Here is a 16,074-nt window from a genome sequence, read left to right on the forward strand (position 1 = left end):
GGGGAATCCTTCGGCGTTTTTTTGCGCCGTAATAATTTCAACCTCGAATCGAAATATTGTCTCCTCAAAATTTATGGCCCCCTCGATTAGACTAAACCTTAGACGACGTCAAACTTATTTTCGAGAGGGGCAAAAGAAAAATGAAACGAGGCAAAAAATGGCCGCTGCTGCTGCTGTCGCTGCTGCTTACGGCATCGCTCGCGGCATGCGGCGGAAACGGCGGCAAGCAAGATACCCAAACGACGCCCGGGAACACGACGGACAACAACGCCGCGCCATCCGGCGATGCAAAAGGGGACTCCGGCGAAAAAGTGGAGCTGACCTTCTGGTCGCTCGGAACGACCAACTACGAGGAACTGGGCAAGGAATACACGAAGGAACATCCGAACGTCACGATCAAGTTTCAAAATACGTCGGACCAGACGGCCCATCACAACAACCTGACGACGGCGCTGTCCGCAGGCTCCGGGGCGCCCGACATCTTCATGCTTGAAATCGGATTCATGGAGCGGTTCATCACCGCCGAGGACAAGTTTTACAACCTGAACGAATTGGGCGCCAAAGATATCGCCGGCAACTATCTGGACTGGAAATGGAAACAGGGGTCTTCCAAGGACGGCAGCTTCCAGATCGGCCTTCCGACCGACATCGGCCCGACCGTCGTCTATTTCCGCACCGATTTGGCGGAGCAGGCCGGGCTCCCGACCGACCCGGAGGCATTCGGCCAAACGATCGATACATGGGATAAATTCGCCGCTACGGCGAAGCAATTCAAAGAAAAGACGGGCAAACCGTTCGCGGATCTGACCGACCTGGTATACAACGCCATCCGCGACCAATCCGAAGGGGAAATCTACTTCAGCAAAGAAGACGGCTCTTTCATCGGCGACAAAAACCCGCAGGTGAAAAAAGCTTACGACTTTACCGTCAAAGGCATCCAGGAAGGCTGGATCGGCAATACGCTGCTGTGGTCTCCGGAGTGGGGACAGGCGACCAATGACGGCGGGTTCGGCGTGATGCTCGGCCCGGCTTGGATGGCGGGCAACATCAAAAGCAACGGTCCGGACTCCGCGGGCAAATGGCGGATCGCCCAGCTTCCGGAGGGCGCCGGCAACTGGGGCGGCTCGTTCCTGACGCTGCCGAAGCAGGGCAAACATCCGAAGGAAGCGTACGAATTCATCGCATGGCTCGACAGCAAGGAAAACCAGCTGGAATCGTTCAAAACGAAAGGGCTGATGCCGTCCATCCCGGCCTTGTATACGGATGAGGCGTTTACGGGCTTCAAGGACGACTTCTTCGGCGGCCAGGCGACGGCGGTGGAATACGGCAAGGCGGCGCAGCGCGTCAAACCGATCTATTACGGTCCGCTGCACGACCAAACCGATACCTACTTCAAGGACGCGCTCAAAAACGTGCTGGAGAAAAAAGCCGATCCCGCGAAAGAATGGGACGCGGCGGTGGAGAAGGCGAAGACGCTGGCGGCCCGCAGCTAAGCAGGCAGCCGGCAGACCCGGCATGACTGGCAACCGGCGGACCGCCTCAAAGAGGCGTTGACGCTTCGGGAATCGGCGGTTCGCGCCGCGGTTGCCGTCAGGCCGGAAGGACTCTCCCGAAGCAGGCCGGAAGCAGGCACGAGCCTCATTCCGGTCTGCTCCGGGCATATCACAAGCGACTTCATGGAGGTGCGTCATGGCAGAACCCGTCACCGCCGCGCGGCCCGTTTCGGCAGGCAAGCGGCCGTTCTGGACCGAGCAAAGGCGAAGCCGGTTAACGGCTTATACGTTCATATCGCCTTTTTTTATTTTGTTTGCGATTTTCGGCTTGTACCCGATTTTCTTCACGATCTATCTGTCTTTTTTCAAATGGGATGCGCTCGGGCCGATGACCTATGTCGGCATGAAAAATTACGACCTGGTCACTGGCGATCCCTTGTTTTGGACTTCGTTCACGAACACGCTCATCATGGGCGTCATGGGCACCGTTCCGCAGCTCGTTATAGCCCTGCTGCTGGCGGTTATGCTGAATTCGGCGATGACCCGGTTCAAGAAAACGTTCCGCGTCCTTTTTTTCATGCCCAACATTACGTCCATCGTGGCCGTCACCCTCGTGTTCAGCACGCTGTTCGGCAACAACGGCATGATCAATTGGCTGCTGAACCATATGGGCATGGAGAGCATGGCGTTCAACTCCGGGTGGTGGGGCGTCAAAATCGCCATTTCCACGATGGTCATGTGGCGCTGGACGGGCTACAACGCGATCATTTTCCTGTCGGGCCTGCAGAGCATCCCGCTGGACCTGTATGAAGCGGCGCGCATCGACGGCGCCAATCGGCGCCAGCAGCTGCTGTACATTACGATGCCGCTTCTGAAGCCGTTCATCGTGTTCGTTACCCTCATTTCGACCATCGGAGCGCTGCAGCTCTTTACGGAGCCGTACGTGTATCTCGGACAGTCGGGAACGGGCTCGACGCGCGAGGAAGGCATCACCATGGTAACGTATCTGTACAGCGAAGCGTTCCGCAACGGCTTTTTCGGCACGGCGGCCGCGACCGCGGTCATACTGTTTATCATTACGATCATCTTTTCGATGATCAATATGTGGGTATCGAACCGCATGGAAGGCAGTACGGGAGGTGGCAAAGCATGAGCTCGAGCAGCTGGTCCCAACCTTCAAAGGCCCCCGGCGGAGCCGGAATTTTCGGCAAAACCGTATTTTATGTCCTGCTCATCGCAGGTGCCCTGATCTCGATCTTTCCGTTCTACTGGATGTTCGTCATCGCCACGAACGACCGCGGCGCGGTTTTCCACATTCCGCCCCTCTTGACGATCGGGGGCGAGTTTTTTAACAATTTTCAGCGCGTGCTGGAGCGGACGGACTTTTTCCAGGCGCTGCTGAATTCCCTGTTCGTCTCGTCGATGGTGACGGTATCCGTCGTTTTTTTCTGCACGCTGGCGGGGTATGCTTTTGCCAAATATGAATTCCCGTTCAAAAACGCGCTTTTCTATTTCGTCATCGCCACCTTGTTCGTGCCGTCGCAGCTCAGCGTCCTTCCGACGTACATCATCATGGCGAAGCTGCAGTGGATCGACACGTACCGCGCCTTGATCGTTCCGGCCATGGTCAACGCGTTCGGCATTTTCTGGATGCGGCAGTATGCGGCCACGGCGGTGCATTCCGAGCTGATCGAGTCGGGGCGCATCGACGGGGGCGGGCATTTCCGGATTTTCTGGAACATCGCGGTTCCGGTCATTACGCCGGCCATGGCGACGTTAGGCATCCTGAATTTCATGAACGTATGGAACGACTTTTTCTGGCCGCTCGTGGTGCTGAAAAACAGCGAGCATTTTACGATCCAAATCGCGCTGCAGCAGCTTTTTGCGAACCGGGACGGCCTCGATTACGGCATGATCATGTCCGCGACCTTTACGGCGACGCTTCCGCTGTTGATCGTGTTCCTGCTGTTCAGCCGCTGGGTCATCGCCGGCCTGACCTCCGGCGCGGTCAAAAGTTGAAAGTTTCCCGCTTGGTGCCGGCAAGCCCGGCACTGCTTGCGGCGGGACCTTCGCCCGAAAACGTTTCATGCAAGGAATATTCAACCTGATGAAGAATAATAGAGTGAAGCCACAGATCAAGGCGCAGGAGGGACTGCCATGAAGCTCCGCCGCAAAATCTTGCTTGCTATTATTCTTCTTGTGTTTATCCCGGTTATCGTCATGGGCGTCGTCTCCTATTACAATTTTTCGAGCGCGATGGAAAAGAAGTCGAGCAATTTTTATTGGATCTCCCTCCTGGAGACCGACCGGAAGCTGAAATTCGCCCTCAGCGAAATCAACTCCATCTCGAATGCGGCGATCACGCAGCCGGCCATCCAGCAGGCGCTTAAAAACCACGGCACCGGGTTGACCTATGACCGCAAGCAGGAAATCAACAATCTGCTCATCAACCATCCGATGATCGCTTCGTTCAGCCTGTATTCCAAAGCGGATCTCGTCTACCAATACAACGCGCCGTTGCCCTACGGGGACATGAAGCGGCAGGCATGGTTCGCCGACATGGAAAAGGCCGAAGGCAGGCCGGTCTGGTCCGGTCCCGGAGAAAACGGCTCCGCCGCAGGGGGAAAGCCGGTCATGATCCATGCCCGCGTCATCAAAGACTACTACTCGCTGGAGGATATCGGGTATTTGGTCATATACGTGAAGCCGGACATTTTGGACCAGGTATTTTGGGAGTCGGCCACGCTCAAAAGCGGGGATATTTTGCTCGTGAACAAAGCGGGCAGCATCGTGTTCAACAAATCCGGGGGCCATGTGGGCGAAAAAGTGCAATTTCCGTTTTTGTCGGACGGTTACCGCCAGGAAAAGGATTACTACGTCGATACATACCAGCATGAAAAATCGCTGATTACCTTTTTGCCGTCCCATAACGAGCAGTGGTACCTGGTCGCCGTTACCCCGCTGAAGCTGATCCGCTCCGAGTCGTTGTCGATCCGCAACATCGCGGTCATATTGGTGCTGTTTTCGCTCCTGTCGGCCTTATGGTTCGACCAGTTTTTCATCCGCAGGCTCGTGCGCAGCATCATCAGCGCGGTTAACGGCATGAAGCGGGTGAAGCAGGGCATTTTCGTGCCGATTCAGGCGCATGTGGAGCGCTTCGACGAGACCGATCTGCTGATCGACGGCTTCAACCGCATGAGCAGCCAAATCCAGGAGCTGCTTCAGCAGGTGGAAACCGAACAGACCCGCAAAAAAGAAGCGGAAATGCAGGCGCTGGTCGCCCAGATCAACCCGCATTTCATATACAATTCGCTGGAGTCCATCAACTCGATGGCCGTCCTGGCCGGCAACCGGGATATCAGCAAAATGGTCGTCTCGCTCGGCAAGCTGCTCCGCATCAGCATCAGCGAGAACCAGGAGCTCATCACGATGAACATGGAGTTTGAGCATGTCCGCCATTACATGAACATCCAAAAATACCGCTTCGAGGACCGCTTCGAATACGAGCTCGTGCTGCCGGAACCGCTGAAGCTGTTCATGACGCAAAAGCTGATCGTCCAGCCGATCGTCGAAAACGCGCTGTACCATGCGATCGAGCCGATGGAAGGCAAAGGCCTTATCCGGATCGAAGCCAGGGATGCGGACGGGGATATCATCATCGACGTGACCGACAACGGCCCGGGTTTCGATGAGCATACGCTGCGGCATTTGGCGGACGACAAAGCGGGCGGCGTGAAAAAATACCGCGACAGCGGCGTGGGGCTGAAAAACGTGCATGAACGGCTGCGCATCCGGTTCGGCGGACGTTACGGCATTTTTGTCTGCTCTTCACCGGGCTGGGGTTCGGTCATCCGGATCCGGCTGCCCAAAATCACGCCATGAGATGGGATACCGGGAGCGGAAGGGGGAACGGGACGTGAAGCGAGCGCACTTAAAAAAATGGCTGAACTGGAGCTGGGCCCTGCTGTATGCGGCGGTGCTCACCGTCACGGTTACGCTGGTGGCCAGGAGCAACCACGGCGGGATCGAGGAGCAGACCGAAGAAAAAACGACGCTGACCTTCCGACATTTCTGGATCGCCGAGCATGACCGCCCGATGCTGGATATTTTCGAGGATGTCGTCCGGCAATACGAAAGCAGCCATCCCAACGTCAAGGTGAATTTCGAGGGCATGGATCAGACGATCCACCGGGAACAAAAGCTGAAAAGCGAAATGGTGACCGGCGCGCCGCCGGATATGTTCGTCCTGTTCGGAGGGGCGGAGATCGAGCCGTATATCCGTTCCAACCGCCTGATGGACTTGACGGCGTTCGTCCAAGAAAACGGCCTGGAGAAGGAATTCAAAGATTTGAAGTTATGGACCTACGATCAGCGCATTTACGGCCTGCCGATCGAGGGGAACGCGGAGCCGCTGTACGTGAACACGGAAATTTTCAACAAGCTGGGCTTGGCGCTTCCGGAAACGCTTTCCCAGTTGAACGAAGCCGTGACGGTGCTGAAAGCAAGCGGGTATATCCCGTTTGCACTCGGGAACGAGGACCGGTGGCCGGCGGCGGTGTTTGCCCATTATTTGATGGACCGCTACGGCGGCCCGGAGCAAATCGACGGGATCGTCCAAGGGAACGCCGGAGCGGTATTCGACAATGACGGATATCTGAAAGCGTTTGAACAGTTGGCGGAATGGGGCAAGGAAGGCGCCTTCGGGCCGGACCCGAACGGTTTGTCCACCGAGGAAGCGATCGGCCTGTTCACGCATGGCAAAGCCGCCATGTACCTGAACGGGAACTGGGACATCACCTTGTTCCACAACGAGAAGGCGCCGCCGGACTTCCAAAACAAGGTGGGCGTGCTCCCGTTTCCCGCGCTGCATCCGGGAGGGGAGCGATCGATCGCGGGAGGTTACACGTTCGGCATCGGCCTTTCCTCGAACTTGACGGCGGCGCAGCAGAAAGCGGCCCTCGAGCTGATGAAGGCTTTTTATTCGGAGGACGTGCAGAAACGAATCGTGTACGAAGGGCTGCGCATCCCGTCCATGCGGATCGACTTCGATGCGCAAAAGACCGGTCCGGTGTTCACCCAGGTGACGGGACTCATGGAACAGGAGGCGCAGACTTTTGCGCCGTACGACAACATCCTTTCGCCCGAGGTCAAATGGTCGTTCCTGACCGCCGTGGAGGAGACGATCAGCCGGCGGATCGCTCCCGATGCGGCGCTCCGCCGCATGGATGAATCGGTGCGCCGGTATTGGAGCCTGCGCAGCAGCTCCGGGTTGAAATGAGCAGGAGGTGAGGGAGTTGGGGGGATCCGGAAAATATAAAGTCATTCTCGTCGACGACGAACCGATCATTCTCCGCAGCCTGCAGGCGGCCATCGGCTGGGAGGAGCTGGGGCTTGAGGTCGCCGGAACGGCACGCAACGGGGAAGCTGCGCTGAAGCTGATCGAAGCGCATGCGCCGGATATCGTCATCAGCGACATCCGCATGCCGGGCATGGACGGGATCGCGCTGATGAAGGAAGTGCTGGCAGGCGGTCCGAAGCGGATCTTTATCGTCATCAGCGGCTACGGCGAGTTCGAATATGCGAGGGAGGCGCTGCGCCAAGGGGCGTTCGACTACCTGCTGAAACCGATCGACCATGAGGAGCTGACCGGCATGCTTGAACGGGCGGCGGCGCAGCTGGAAGCGCGGGCGGAAAACGAGCGGCTGCTGCACTCGGCCAAGGCGTTGTCCGTCATGGCGCGCGAGCGGTTGTTTGCGGAATGGATCGAAGGCAACGACCGGCCGCTCGGGCATATGCAGTGGATGGAAAACAGCGAGCTGGAGCAGGAATACGTGATGGCGGTCGTGCAGCTTGACCGTTATCTCCGCCTGAACGAGCAATGGATGATGGACGAGAAACGCCTGTGGCTGTTTGCCATCCGCAACATTTTGGAGGAATGGTCCCTGCAGCATGGCGCGCTGACGATGTTTCCTTTCCACAGCGGCGAATGGATCGTTTTGTTCCCGTCGGGAGGGCAAGCGGATGCCGCGGCGCTTGGCCATGACCTGATCAGCCAGATCAAGAAATACGCCAAGCTGGGCTGTTCCGTCGGCTTAAGCCGGCCCTGCACGGGGATCAGGCAGCTGAGCGCCGCTTATCAGAGCGCCACGCGGGCGCTGTACCGCCGTTTTTATTCCGAACGTGAGGGAGTGTTTGCCGACGAAGAGGGGCAGCAGGCTGAGGCCCGGCCTTCGGACCTGAAGTATCCCCGGCAGCTGGAGAGCGTTTTGGCGGAAAGCGTCCGTACGCTGGACCTGCAGCGGATGGAGGCGGCTTTTGACGATTTGAAGCTGTACATCGAACGCCATGCCGCCGCTAAAGATGCAGCCGAACGGCTGCTGGTGGAAATCGCGGTCGTTTTGTATAGGCAGCTGGAGTACGCAAGCGTACTTGCGGACTGGCCGCTGGACGGGCTGATTCAGGCCCTTCACGAGGCGGAACATTTGCAGGAAGCGATCGACCTGCTGAAAAAGGCTTTTGCGGGACAAATGGAAGAGAGCATGAAAAGCCAAACGAAGGAGGACGCCCGCTCCTTGATCGAAAAGGCCAAGCTGTACATGATGAACCATTACCATAAGGATCTCGGCATCGAAGAAGTAGCGGAAGTGGCCGGGCTGAGCATCAGCCATTTTTGCACGCTGTTCAAGCAGGCGACGGGCTACACGTTTTTGGAATATTTGACCGAATGCCGGATGGAAAAAGCGAAATACATGCTCAAGCATACGAGCGTCAAAGTCTATCAAATCGCGCCGATGGTCGGCTACCAGGACCCGAAATATTTTACGCAGGTGTTCAAAAAAGCGACGGGACGCACGCCGTCCGAATTCCGCGAAGAAAGCAGTTACTCCGTCTAGAAGAAGATGGTAAAATGGGAGAAAGCCCTGCGCCGCCATGGTCGAAAGGGCTTTCATAGGCGGAAAGAGGAGTGATGGATCGGATGCGAAAGTCTATTCAAAGGTACATATCGGCCGTTTCGGCGGCGGTGCTGACGTCTTCCCTGCTGCTGGGAGCGGCGTCGGCCGCGCCGGAATCGGCACAAGCTTACGCGAAGCAGCCTTACCGCATCGTGGCGCTTGGCGACTCGTTGACGGTGGGTTACGAACCGGGCAAAGGCGAAAAGGAACGCCCTTACGGGTTCGTCGACCGCCTGCAGGAACAAGCGCTGCTGCACGGGCGCGCGGAAACGGTGAACGTCGGCATTGCCGGGCTGAAGAGCAAGGGGCTGGAAAACTTCGTGGAAGCCGTCAAAAACGGCCGAGCGATTTCGGCCGACGACATCCAGCCGAAGCTGCCCGACCCGCGCGCGTCCCAGATCGGGGCTGCGGCGCCAGTGACGAAGGAAGCGCTTGAAACCGCGGATGCCGTTACGATTACGATCGGCGGCAACGACATGTCCGAGCTGCTGACGACGGCTGGAAAAATGACCGATGCGGATCTGCAAGCCCGCGTCCAGGAGCTGTTCAAGCTGTACACCGACAGCGTCGGCGCGGTCATCACGGATCTGCATGAATTGAATCCGGATGCGCTGATCGTCGTCGCGGACCAATACCAGCCCCTGCCGGAAATCGCCGACAAAGCGCTGTATCCGAAGCTCGGCAAGGCGGCTGAAGCCTTTACCGGCGTGATCGACCAGATGGCCGCCGGTTTCGCGGCGCAAGGGGTCGAGGTCAAAGTCGCCCATGTCGCCAAGGAATTCGTCGGCGGGGAAGGCACGATGACCCATATGATCAAGGATCATGATTTCCACCCGAACCAGCTCGGCTACGAAGCGATGGCCAAGGTATTCTCCGAAACGATTTGGGGCAGCTATACGAAGCTGGCGGTGCATGAAGCAGGAACGCCCATGGGCATTTACGTGGGCGGCAAAGAGCTGAACACGCCTTACAAGCCGGTCATCCGGCAAAACCTGAACTTCGTGGCGATCAAGGATATCGTGGACGCGATCGGCGCCACGTCGACGTGGGACAATAAAACCTCCAGCGCGACGATCACGCACGAAGGGCACAAGGTCGTCATTACGATCGGATCCAAAACGGTGAAAGTGGACGGCAAGGACGTTCCGATCGATGCCGCGGCTTTCCTGAACAAAGCGGGCAAAGAGTCGAAAACCTACGTGCCGGTTGCGGCCCTTGCGCAAGGCCTGGGGCTGGACGTACAGTACGTAAACAAACTTAGAACGGTATTCATCAATCCATAATCAGAGGTCAAAAAACCAGCTGCTTCGGCCAAGCAGCTGGTTTTTTTTAATGCAGGGAAACGCCAAACCTCCGGCGGCTTTGAGTACGGTTATCCGACGGTAAGAACGATCTTTCCGCGGCCATGGCCCTGCTCGATTTCGCGATGGGCGTCCGCCGCCTGCTCCAGCGGGAACGTTTGCCGGACATGAACGCGGAATTTTCCTTGTTCGTACCAGCCGGTTAGCTCCGCCAACCGCTGGGCCGAACGCTGGTTGCGGATCATGCGCACTCCGAGCTGGGCCGCGAGCTCGGGGGAGACGATCGTGCCGATCCGGTTTTTATCGGGGACAAGATCGACGGAAGCTCTCAGCGCGTCTTCCCCGGCGGCATCCAGCGCCGCATCTACGCCGTCCGGAGCGAGGGCCCGGACCCGTTCGGCCAGACCTTCCCCATAGGCGACGGGAATGGCGCCAAGCGAGCGGAGATAATCGTGGTTTTGCGGGCTGGCGGTGCCAATGGGGGTCGCCCCCCACAAGCTGGCCAGCTGTACCGCGGCCGAACCGACGCCTCCCGCGGCCGCATGGATGAGGACGGTATCCCCCGGGCCGACGCCGAGCTCCTTTAAGGCCGTGTACGCGGTCAAACCGCCGGCCGTTAAAGTCCCGGCTTCCTCCCATGGCATATTCCGGGGCTTGCGGACGATCTGATCGGCTGGGACGGTCACATATTCGGCATAACAGGAAAGGAGCGCCCAGCCCAGCACCTCGTCGCCGGCGGCGAATGCCGTGACGCCTTCGCCGATCTGGTCGATGACGCCGGCGAATTCATTGCCAAGGATTTGCGGATAGTTGATCCGGCGCCCGGGCGGCGCCCAGCCGTTTTTCCGGACGGCCACATCGAAAGGCTGAACGCCTGCCGCCTTGACCCGCACCCGCACTTCTCCCGGGCCTGCTTCCGGCAAGTCGAAATGGACGACTTGCAGCACATCCGGCGCTCCGGCTGAATAAAATGCCGCAGCTTTCATTTGTCGCTTCATGGTTTCATCCGCCTTTCTGCTGTTCTATGTCTGAGCCGTGTTTAACACGATTGCGTTTTTAAGCATCGCATTGCTTCAAGGATTATTTTATAATGAACTCTAGATAATGAATAATATATATATCCGTATTTATTAATATACTGAAGTATATCAATGAGGTGGGAAAATGGAGTTTCTGCAGCTGCAGTATTTTCGGAAAGTGGCGGAGCTGGAGCATATGACTAAAGCGGCTGAAGAGCTGCATATAGCCCAGCCCGCTTTAAGCAAAACGATTTCCAGGCTCGAAGAGGACGTAGGCGTGCCGTTGTTCGACCGCAAAGGGCGGCAAATCCGTTTGAACGCTTACGGCAAAGCGTTTTTGCGGAGGGTCGACACGGCCCTGCAGGCGCTGGAAGACGGGCGGAAGGAAGTACAGGATATGGCGGGTCTTGAGCGCGGCCGCATTTTTGTGGCAACCACGACGCATAAATGTTTCTCCGATGCGATCGGCGATTTTATCGCCCGGCATCCCGGGGCAAAGCTGCACATATCCCAGGCTTCGGAGACGGAAAAAATCGGAAAGCTGCGCAAGGGAGAGTTGGATTTATGCATTACGTTCCCGCCGATTCGGCAGCCGGACATCGAAGGGATTCCGTTTTTGACGGAACGGATCTTGCTGGCCGTCCCGCATGGGCACCCTTTTGCGGGCCGCAGCAGCATCCGTTTGGCGGAAGCGGCGGCGGAGCCGTTTATCTGCCTCAAGTCGGAAAACCCGTTCCGGACGATGACGGATGATTTTTGCAGGCAGGCCGGCTTTGCGCCGAACATCGTCTGCGAGGTGGATGAGCATTCCGCGGTCGGGCATTTTCTGCGTGCCGGGATCGGCATTGCTTTTCTGCCGGAGACGCTGCTCGAGAAGTTCGATGCTCCGTTTCACGTGCTGGAGATCGTTGAGCCTGAATGCCTCCGCACCTACCAAATCGCCTGGATGCGGAACCGTTACCTCTCGGCAGCGGCCTGCGAGTTTCGCGATTTTATCGTGCGGCGTTTTGCGTCGATCAGCATGGAAGCGGGACAATAGGGCAGTGGCTTCATGTCTAATTTTTACATGAAAACTGATCTAATTATTAGGGTGTTTTTTAGGGAAACAGTCCCCTTAAAATGAATATACCGCTCTTCAGAAACCGCTTACATACGGAGTGTTTGCAGCTAGGTCGTCGGAAGGCCCGAAGGACGAATGCAAGGCGTCGGGACCCGGAACGATTTCGGAAGGAGGGGACCGGCAGGCATTAGAAGCTGGAACCCATCCTTCTCACAGCGGTTTCAAACTGGCGAGTTCATGTTTAAGGAGGGAGATTCATGTTCAAGAAGACGTTAAGTTTGGTGCTTGCGGCGGCCCTGTCGGCGCCGCTCGCGTCGATGGGCGGACCGTCCGTTTCGGCCAAGCCGGAAGGCGGCAAAGGTTCGGCGCCTTCCGGGCAGGGTTACAGCTGGGACCGGGTGAAGGTCGTCGGCGGAGGATTTGTCCCGGGCATTGTTTTTAACCCGAGCGAAAAGGATCTGATCTACGCCCGGACCGATATCGGAGGAGCTTACCGGTGGGATCCGGCCTTGAAAAAGTGGAAGCAGCTGCTCGATTTTGTTGGGGCCAAGGAATGGAACATGCTTGGCGTCGATACGCTCGCGACCGATCCGGTGGAGACGAATCGCCTGTACGTAGCGGCCGGCACGTATACCAACGATTGGACCGACATGAACGGGGTGCTGCTGCGTTCGACGGATAAAGGAGAGACGTGGCAGCGCACGGAGCTTCCTTTCAAACTCGGCGGGAATATGCCGGGACGCTCCATGGGCGAGCGGCTGGCGGTCGATCCGAACGATAACCGCATCCTGTACATGGGCACCCGCAGCGGCAACGGGCTGTGGCGGAGCTCGGATTACGGGGCGACCTGGCAGAAGGTGGAGAGCTTTACGGCGGTCGGCAACGTTCGAGATCCGTATAACGACCTGGTGGGCGTCGTATGGGTCACGTTTGATCCTTCCACGGGGAGCAGGGGAAAAGCGACCCGGACGATTTATGCCGGGGTAGCCGATACCGAACATAGCTTGTATCGCAGCACCGACGGCGGCCAGACGTGGGAACCTGTGCCTGGACAGCCGGCTCAAGGTTTCATCCCGCATCACGGCATCCTGTCCGCGAACGGAAACCTGTACGTGACGTACACCAAGGAAGTGGGGCCGTATAACGGAGGCGAAGGTTCCGTATGGAAATACGAGACCGCGTCCGGCAAGTGGACCGACATTAGCCCGACGGGGGCGGGGAAGACCGACAGCCCTTACGGCGGCTTGGCCGTGGACGCGCAGCATCCCGATACCGTCATGGTCGCAACGATGAACAAATGGTGGCCGGACGAGTTCATCTATCGAAGCACCGACGGCGGCAAGACATGGAAGCCGTTTTGGACGTTTGATGATACCAAGGATCCGGTCAGGACCAATCAATATACGATCGATTATTCGCTGGCACCCTGGCTGGATTGGGGAGAGAAAAAGAACCTGCCGGAGCAGAATCCGAAGCTGGGCTGGATGATCGGCGACCTCGAAATCGATCCGTTCGATCCGGACCGGATCATGTACGGCACGGGAGCGACGCTGTACGGCTCCAATAACGTGACGGCGCTGGACAAAGGGCAGAACGTCAACATTTCCGTTATGGCCGACGGCATTGAAGAAACGGCGGTATTGGGCCTGATCAGCCCGCCGTCGGGGGCGCATCTGCTGAGCGCCATGGGGGACATCGGCGGTTTCCGCCACGAGGATCTGACCCAGGCGCCGCCGATGATCACCAATCCGTATCTGGGAACCAGCACGGATATCGACTACGCCGAGCTGAACCCGAACATCGTCGTTCGCGTCGGCAACAGCGAAGGCCCGAATCCGAGAATGGGCGTCTCCATGGACAACGGCAAAACGTGGAAACCGGCTGCCAACGCCTGGGTTTCGCCGTCCAATGATGCGACGCAGGGCGGTTATGTTGCGGTCGGTGCCGACGGCTCATCCATGGTCTGGAGCCCGTCCAATGCGGCGGACCCCAAGCCGGTGAGCTACTCGAAAGATCTGGGCGCGACCTGGAAGGCTTCGTCCGGCATCCCAAGCGGTGCCAGAGTCTCCTCCGATCGGGTGAATCCGAAGAAATTTTACGGCATCGCGGACGGCGTATTCTACGTCAGCGTGGACGGCGGGGCGACCTTTGCGAAGGCGGCAACCGGATTGCCGAAGTATTTGATCAGCAATTTCAAGGCGATGCCGGGAGTGGAAGGGGACATTTGGGTAGCCGCGGCAGAGGATAACACCCATCGGGACAGCCCGTATGGACTTTGGCATTCCACCGATTCCGGAAAGACGTTTATGAAATTGGATCAGGTGCAGGCCGCCGCGGCCATCGGGTTCGGCAAAGCCGCGCCGGGCCAAAGTTACATGGCGCTGTACGCCCATGCCTCCATCGGCGGCCGGGACGGCATTTACCGCTCGGACGATGCGGGCAGAACATGGATTCGCATCAATGACGATCGGCATCAATTCGGAGCGGCGAACACGGCGATCACCGGTGACCCGAGAGTGTACGGACGGGTGTATTTGGCCACGAACGGCCTGGGGATCGTGCTCGGCGAGATGGCCGGGACTCCGGGGACGGCAGCGCCCGTGATCACGGTAGACGGCACAAACAAAAAGCAAAACAACAGGAACTACGTGCTTTCCGGCCATGTCAGCAAGCCGGTGGCGGATGCCCGGATCAGCGTCCGCTTGAATGGCGGAGAGCCGGTGTATCTCAAGGTAAACAACGGCAAATTCAACGGGAAGCTCACCTTGGCAAACGGCACGAACCGCATCGTGCTCGAAGCCGCCGATAGCGACGGGAACAAGGCAAGCGTTGAAATGACGGTAGAATATAACGCTAAAAAGTAGGAGCAAAACTTAAGGAATAGAACAAAAAGGGATGCCCCGGTCACCGGCCGGAAGGCATCCCTTTACTTTTTGCAAGAATCAGGCCGGTTGCCGTCTGATTCGATCCTATTTGAAATAATGGATACCCATAGCCTCGCGTACCTCGCCCATCGTCTGCCGGGCAGCGCTCCGAGCTTTGGCCGTGCCCGCCATCAGCACTTCGTCGATATATTGCGGACGATGTTTGTATGTTTCGCGCCGTTCGCGGATCGGCTGCATGACCTTTTCGATCGCATCCGTTACCATGGCTTTGCAGGCGGCGCAACCTATGGCGCCTTTTTGGCAGTTTTCCCGGATGTCTTCGCTGCCTTCAGGGCGGAAAATGCCGTGGTAGCCGAACACCGTGCATCGATCAGGATGGCCCGGATCGGTTTTATGAATGCGCGCGGGATCGGTTTTCGCCTTGCGGATATGCATGCCCACCTCCTCGGGAGAAGCGTCCAGCGTGATGGCATTGCCGAGGCTTTTGCTCATTTTGCTGCCGCCGTCGAGTCCGTCCAGACGTTCGCCGACGAGAATATCCGGCTCCACCAGCACGGGGGCGTATAATTCGTTGAATCGGCGCACGATTTTGCGCGCCTGCTCGATATGCGGAATCTGATCTTCCCCGGCCGGGACAAGCGTCGCCTTGAAGGCGGTAATGTCGGCCGCCTGGCTGACCGGATACCCGAGAAAGCCGTAATAGAGATCTTCGTAGCCACGTTCTTTGGCTTCATGTTTGACGGTGGGATTATGCCGCAGCGAGCTGACCGTGACGAACATCGAAAAGATGACGGTCAGCTCCGCGATTTCGGGGATCATCGACTGCACGAAGATGGTGGAGCGCTCCGGATCGATCCCGACGGACAAGTAGTCCAGCGCGACTTGGCGCACGCTTTCGGCAAGCAGTTCAGGCCGATGGAAATGGGTCGTCAGCGCCTGCACATCCGCGAGCATGATATAGGTCTCATATTGCCGCTGCAGCTGCAAGCGGTTTTTGAGGCTGCCGACGTAATGGCCAAGGTGCAGCTTTCCGGTCGTGCGGTCTCCGGTCAATACGATCTCCCGTTTGGTTTGCGTTATCGTTTGGGTTGTCATTGGAATTCCTCCTAAGGGTTAAGTTGTTCTTTTTCGTTCCGACGTTGAGCCGCCACCAGCCGTCTTCCATGGCCATCACCTCCCATAAAAATCATATGAACCATAAGCCCGAATTCCAAAGGGCCAGCCGTAAAACTTGCATCGGCGAAAAATAGCCTGCAGCCTCGGCGGACTGCATTCCATGCCCTCCCCGATGTTCCCGAAATCAAAAAAAGCCCCGTCCTGCGAAAAGCGGCATGCCGGGATTTCCGGTCATATCGCTTTCCAA

Annotated in this window: 11 protein-coding genes and 1 other annotated feature (1 of these 12 cut by a window edge); of the genes, 9 read left to right on the plus strand and 2 right to left on the minus strand. The window is 57.8% G+C overall.

What is annotated here, in order from left to right; translation table 11 throughout:
* Positions 1-140 precede the first annotated feature (140 nt).
* The 7 genes from MKY58_RS03035 (at position 141) to MKY58_RS03065 (ending at position 9,729) form a co-directional block, all read left to right on the plus strand.
* Positions 141-1,493 (plus strand): extracellular solute-binding protein, encoded by a 1,353-nt coding sequence (locus tag MKY58_RS03035; protein ID WP_339323411.1) that lies wholly within the window; start codon positions 141-143, stop codon positions 1,491-1,493.
* Positions 1,494-1,689: 196 nt separating this feature from the next.
* The gene (locus tag MKY58_RS03040; RefSeq protein WP_339323412.1) at positions 1,690-2,646 is read left to right on the plus strand and encodes a sugar ABC transporter permease; all 957 of its coding nucleotides are present in this window, start codon (positions 1,690-1,692) and stop codon (positions 2,644-2,646) included.
* A complete protein-coding gene (locus tag MKY58_RS03045) occupies positions 2,643-3,512 on the plus strand; it encodes a carbohydrate ABC transporter permease (protein ID WP_339323413.1) in 870 nt (289 codons plus the stop codon). Before MKY58_RS03040 ends, MKY58_RS03045 begins: the two co-directional genes overlap by 4 nt.
* Positions 3,513-3,650: 138 nt before the next feature.
* Positions 3,651-5,375, plus strand: coding sequence for a sensor histidine kinase (locus MKY58_RS03050; protein ID WP_339323414.1), 1,725 nt, complete (start codon positions 3,651-3,653; stop codon positions 5,373-5,375).
* Between the two features lie 34 nt (positions 5,376-5,409).
* A complete protein-coding gene (locus MKY58_RS03055) occupies positions 5,410-6,771 on the plus strand; it encodes an extracellular solute-binding protein (RefSeq protein WP_339323415.1) in 1,362 nt (453 codons plus the stop codon).
* 7 nt (positions 6,772-6,778) lie between these two features.
* A complete protein-coding gene (locus MKY58_RS03060; protein ID WP_339323416.1) occupies positions 6,779-8,386 on the plus strand; it encodes a response regulator in 1,608 nt (535 codons plus the stop codon).
* 83 nt (positions 8,387-8,469) lie between these two features.
* Complete coding sequence (locus MKY58_RS03065; protein ID WP_339323417.1) at positions 8,470-9,729, plus strand: stalk domain-containing protein; 1,260 nt, start codon at positions 8,470-8,472, stop codon at positions 9,727-9,729.
* A gap of 89 nt (positions 9,730-9,818) precedes the next feature.
* Here MKY58_RS03065 and MKY58_RS03070 read toward each other — a convergent pair whose 3' ends face one another.
* A complete protein-coding gene (locus tag MKY58_RS03070; RefSeq protein ID WP_339325033.1) occupies positions 9,819-10,733 on the minus strand; it encodes an NADP-dependent oxidoreductase in 915 nt (304 codons plus the stop codon).
* Between the two features lie 178 nt (positions 10,734-10,911).
* Between MKY58_RS03070 and MKY58_RS03075 the strand changes: the two genes are divergently transcribed.
* Both MKY58_RS03075 and MKY58_RS03080 read left to right on the plus strand, forming a co-directional pair.
* Entirely contained in the window at positions 10,912-11,805 is an 894-nt protein-coding gene (locus MKY58_RS03075; RefSeq protein WP_339323418.1) for a LysR substrate-binding domain-containing protein, read from the plus strand.
* Positions 11,806-12,083: 278 nt separating this feature from the next.
* Positions 12,084-14,690 (plus strand): xyloglucanase, encoded by a 2,607-nt coding sequence (locus MKY58_RS03080; protein ID WP_339323419.1) that lies wholly within the window; start codon positions 12,084-12,086, stop codon positions 14,688-14,690.
* Between the two features lie 105 nt (positions 14,691-14,795).
* On the opposite strand, the gene trpS is transcribed toward MKY58_RS03080, so the two are convergent.
* The gene (trpS, locus tag MKY58_RS03085; protein WP_339323420.1) at positions 14,796-15,806 is read right to left on the minus strand and encodes a tryptophan--tRNA ligase; all 1,011 of its coding nucleotides are present in this window, start codon (positions 15,804-15,806) and stop codon (positions 14,796-14,798) included.
* A gap of 263 nt (positions 15,807-16,069) precedes the next feature.
* Positions 16,070-16,074: a binding site (T-box leader), on the minus strand; it runs 296 nt beyond the window's last position.

It is taken from the genome of Paenibacillus sp. FSL W8-0194 (assembly GCF_037969745.1).
Taxonomy (GTDB): domain Bacteria; phylum Bacillota; class Bacilli; order Paenibacillales; family Paenibacillaceae; genus Paenibacillus_AQ; species Paenibacillus_AQ cookii.

What these genes read in the sequence shown, in the direction of transcription:
- MKY58_RS03075 (WP_339323418.1), top strand. Translation starts at nt 10,912, where the DNA reads ATGGAGTTTCTGCAGCTGCAGTATTTTCGGAAAGTGGCGGAGCTGGAG.
- trpS (WP_339323420.1), bottom strand. Translation starts at nt 15,806, where the DNA reads ATGACAACCCAAACGATAACGCAAACCAAACGGGAGATCGTATTGACC.
- MKY58_RS03035 (WP_339323411.1), top strand. Translation starts at nt 141, where the DNA reads ATGAAACGAGGCAAAAAATGGCCGCTGCTGCTGCTGTCGCTGCTGCTT.
- MKY58_RS03045 (WP_339323413.1), top strand. Translation starts at nt 2,643, where the DNA reads ATGAGCTCGAGCAGCTGGTCCCAACCTTCAAAGGCCCCCGGCGGAGCC.
- MKY58_RS03050 (WP_339323414.1), top strand. Translation starts at nt 3,651, where the DNA reads ATGAAGCTCCGCCGCAAAATCTTGCTTGCTATTATTCTTCTTGTGTTT.
- MKY58_RS03040 (WP_339323412.1), top strand. Translation starts at nt 1,690, where the DNA reads ATGGCAGAACCCGTCACCGCCGCGCGGCCCGTTTCGGCAGGCAAGCGG.
- MKY58_RS03065 (WP_339323417.1), top strand. Translation starts at nt 8,470, where the DNA reads ATGCGAAAGTCTATTCAAAGGTACATATCGGCCGTTTCGGCGGCGGTG.
- MKY58_RS03070 (WP_339325033.1), bottom strand. Translation starts at nt 10,733, where the DNA reads ATGAAAGCTGCGGCATTTTATTCAGCCGGAGCGCCGGATGTGCTGCAA.
- MKY58_RS03080 (WP_339323419.1), top strand. Translation starts at nt 12,084, where the DNA reads ATGTTCAAGAAGACGTTAAGTTTGGTGCTTGCGGCGGCCCTGTCGGCG.